A 3824-nucleotide genomic window follows, 5' to 3' on the forward strand; every position below is an offset into this window, starting at 1 on the left:
TTTTTAGATTACTCATCAAATGAATTGATATGAATAAATGAAAGAGTAGAATGAAACCGTTTGCGCATATTAACTCCCTTGAAATTAAAGGTGTGGCGCGCAGTAGATGAAAGCTAAATAGGAAAAGCAGTGCGGTATTCACTCAAACAATTAGCAGTTTTCGATGCTGTTGCCGATAGTGGCAGCGTCAGTCAAGCTGCGGATAAATTAGCGTTAACTCAATCCGCGACCAGCATGTCGCTAGCACAATTGGAAAAAATGTTAGGTCGCCCTTTGTTCGAAAGACAAGGAAAGCAGATGGCATTAACTCATTGGGGAATGTGGCTTAGGCCGAAAGCGAAGCGTTTATTACAAGATGCTCAGCAGATCGAAATGGGCTTTTATGATCAGCACTTGCTTAGCGGTGAAATCAGTATGGGGGCCAGCCAGACCCCTGCCGAGCACCTCGTTCCAGACCTTATCAGCATTCTTGATAACGATTTCCCAGAGATGCGTATTGAGCTTGGTGTGAAAAGCACCAAAGGGGTGATCGATGGCATCCTCGACTACAAATATGACCTTGGTATCATTGAAGGTCGATGCGATGATAACCGTATTTCCCAAGAAGTGTGGTGTCGAGATCACCTAACAGTGATAGCTTCGGCTCATCATCCTTTTGCCAAATGTAAAACGGTGAGTCTTGCACAGCTTGAACAAGCTAAATGGGTGTTAAGAGAGCACGGTTCTGGCACTCGCAATATTTTTGATAGCTCGATTCACCATCTTATTTCCGATTTAGATGTGTGGCGAGAGTACGAACATGTTCCTGTGCTACGCAGTATGGTTGCGAATGGTCCGTACTTAACTTGTTTACCTTACCTCGATGTAGAACGCTTTATTGAGAATGGCCAACTGGTAGCGCTCAATGTGCCTGATCTGAATATGGAAAGAACCTTGTCGTTTATTTGGCGAGCAGATATGGCTGAAAACCCGTTGGTTGAGTGCATTAAGCGTGAAGGACTGCGCATGATGAAAGGACGACCAAGCGTACTTTAAGCTTGTTAATCTTGGTTATGATTTACTTTGTTACTTCTCAATATGGGGTGTGATAAGTGAAGCTGTTGAGTGTTCGCATTTAGCATCATGCCACACACCCTCATCACCCAATCTAACGCTCATGCTCGATTAAAAAGCACTTCAAATATGTTGATTTATCGTTTGCGTCAACATTTCAATGAAATAAGTGCAGTCATTGCATTTATTTCATGACTTAGGTCACTAGTCATCTGTGGTTGAAGCTTTTAATATCGGCACTTGATTTATTGATGTCGCTATAGCAACGGCTTGTTAAATGACAGGCAGATAGCGGCTAAATGAGGGCGCTATGAGCACACTATTTGCAATTTCACTAACGACAGGCATTCTTTCTGGTGTTTGGGGCTGGATAGCCGTTTCGTTAGGCTTACTATCATGGGCTGGCTTTTTAGGATGTACGAGTTATTTTGCCTCTCCAACCGAGGGTATTAAAGGTCTTGCAGAAAGTTTGATAACGAATATCAGTGGCGTTTTTTGGGCAATGGTCATTATTCATTCATCCAGTTTAGTGAGCTTGGATATTTTGGGTTACGTTGTCACTGCAGTAGTGGCATTTTTAATGTGCATTCAAGCGTCGAAAGCGTGGCTTGGTTATATCCCTGGAACCTTTATTGGCGCTTGTGCCACTTTTGCTGCTGGTGGTGATTGGCAACTGGTTGTTCCATCACTTCTATTAGGTGGCATTTTTGGCTTTGCGATGAAAACAAGTGGTATGTGGTTGCATCAACGATCTAACCAGCCAGCGCTGAGCGATAGCGCAACTGTTGAAACGCGTTCTAAATCCTCAACTTGTTAATTTGTGTTTAAGACTAATGCTGGTGAAATCTGCATTGGTAAAGGTTACCCCCAATTGATCCGTATCGATTCATCAAAATTGTTGATATACCCATTCAATATAAGATTAGTCACATATAGCGAAATGGAAATGATACGAGGCACACAATCATGTGTGCCTTTTTTTACGTGTGGCCATTGGCCATCGTAATCACGCGTTTTAGTGTCCAGCGCAGCAGTACAGGAATAAAGTCCACACCTTGTTGTTCACAATGGGAAACGATGGCAAGCGCCAAATCAGGTTTCGCGTGTTTTTTCAGCACACGTGTGACCACTTTTTTCGCAGGGATTAGATGATCGTAAGGTATTTTAATCAAATCTTTGAAGAAGTGTTCAAAGCCATGAGAGTACAGAAAATGTTCGATATCTCGATCGGGAAGTTCGGTCAGGCGATGCCGTTCTTGATCACCTGTTAGCATACCGCGTACCGTTGACGAATATTTTTTGCCAGCGGGATCGCCATCAGTCACGACATGCCAATCAATGCCAAACGCTTTCGCCACTTTAATTAAGGACTTCAGACCTGATTGAGCAAATTCGACAATTTGTACTCCTTCGGCGGCTAGGTTATAGCCACACTGGCGAGCCAGCTCACTAAACAGCCACACCTCAGTTTCTCCTTCAACCAATAACCAGCAGCGAGCAAAAAGCACCCCTGAGCGATGAAAACGGATATGAAAACCGATACGTCGTAGTTCGTCCTTACTCAATCCACGAGAGATCATCGAATTTGCAATGGTACGGTCAGAAGTACGCACCAAACGCCGAATCGAATGAAGGGGAACAGAGCCAAGCAGATCACCACTGTTCGTTGTGAGAATTTTCTGCATGGGTAATAGTTGAAGTAAACTCCAAGCGCGCGCCAGATGAGTAGGGTGCAATCGACCTTCGGGATCTTCGATAATCAGCAGCGGCCTAGCGCAACGTCGTAGGTCAGTTGGGCCTTTGGCTTGCAGATAAGCATTAAGTAAGCCCATCAACAGCAAACGAGTTTGCTTATTTTTAGTCTCTTCAACAAATTGGCTTATGTTTTTATCGGCGGTTGGGTTGGAATAGACTAAGCTGTCACGTTGCTGTCTTGGGTTTTTACGTGTCTGACTTTTGAATGAAAAATAGTGATCAACTAATACATTCATTGAGTTAAGGCTACTTCTCATCTCGCCTTTGTTGACATGTCCAGGAATGGCCAGTAAACGACGACAGGTATTATCAATGCGTTTTTCGGCGCGAGAATTTTTACCGTTACCATTGACGAAAGGTCGCTCGAAACGCCGTGAATCTTTCAAACGGATCACTGGGTGTAAGCTCATCAGCTCTTGCGCTAATTTTTCGGAATGATGCAGCGGTAGTGGATTGCCTTCGAGGTCTAAAAACAGGTAGCGAGTGGTAATATCATATCGCTCACGAGTGGCACTGATGCGATAGAATATCCGTTTCGTACCCGTTTCATCTTCAACCCAAATCGGCCTCAGCTTACGATAACGGCCGGATCGAGATTCATTTTTGTCTGTAGAAACAAAGCTTAAGACAATTTGTAAATGCTGAGTTTGAGGATGAGCGATAGAGTAATCGACGTGGAAATCTTGCATTTCAAATTGATAAGGTACACCGTTGGCTGGTAGCACTACTGATAAGGCGTCCAACAATGAGGACTTACCCCAAGTATTTTCACCGATCAATGTGGTGAGTTCATCAAAAGCGAGCGATAAACGTTTGATTCCTCTGAATCCGGAAATTTCAATTCGCTCTAGATGCATAGGCAGACTCCTTTTATAACTCAACAAGTTAGCTTCTCGCTGAGTCTGTTTTTCTTTAAGCATAATGGAAATTATGCAGATGAGTAGGCTGCTGGCTCACATATCAAGTGTTTATGTAGGGGCAGCCGAATGAGACAAAGGCTACAAAGCGTGATGAGG

At 43.8% G+C, this 3824-nt stretch carries 3 protein-coding genes; 2 read left to right on the forward strand and 1 reads right to left on the reverse strand.

Features of this window, described 5'->3' with window-relative positions; genetic code table 11:
* The first annotated feature begins 129 nt into the window (after nt 1-129).
* Both B9J87_RS12130 and B9J87_RS12135 read left to right on the forward strand, forming a co-directional pair.
* On the forward strand, nt 130-1035 hold the full coding sequence (locus B9J87_RS12130; protein ID WP_013867825.1) for a LysR substrate-binding domain-containing protein: 906 nt from the start codon (nt 130-132) through the stop codon (nt 1033-1035).
* Nucleotides 1036-1363: 328 nt separating this feature from the next.
* Nucleotides 1364-1870, forward strand: a complete 507-nt coding sequence (locus B9J87_RS12135) for a DUF1097 domain-containing protein (RefSeq protein ID WP_094150960.1) — start codon at nt 1364-1366, stop codon at nt 1868-1870.
* Between the two features lie 163 nt (nt 1871-2033).
* Here the strand turns inward: B9J87_RS12135 and B9J87_RS12140 are convergent, their stop codons facing one another.
* Nucleotides 2034-3665, reverse strand: a complete 1632-nt coding sequence (locus B9J87_RS12140) for an ATP-dependent endonuclease (RefSeq protein ID WP_094150970.1) — start codon at nt 3663-3665, stop codon at nt 2034-2036.
* Between the last annotated feature and the right edge of the window lie 159 nt (nt 3666-3824).

It is taken from the genome of Vibrio sp. V19_P1S1T109, from assembly GCF_002241375.1.
Taxonomy (GTDB): domain Bacteria; phylum Pseudomonadota; class Gammaproteobacteria; order Enterobacterales; family Vibrionaceae; genus Vibrio; species Vibrio anguillarum.

Excerpts from the sequence above, each read along its gene's own strand:
- B9J87_RS12135 (WP_094150960.1), top strand. The coding sequence starts at position 1,364 with ATGAGCACACTATTTGCAATTTCACTAACGACAGGCATTCTTTCTGGT.
- B9J87_RS12140 (WP_094150970.1), bottom strand. The coding sequence starts at position 3,665 with ATGCATCTAGAGCGAATTGAAATTTCCGGATTCAGAGGAATCAAACGT.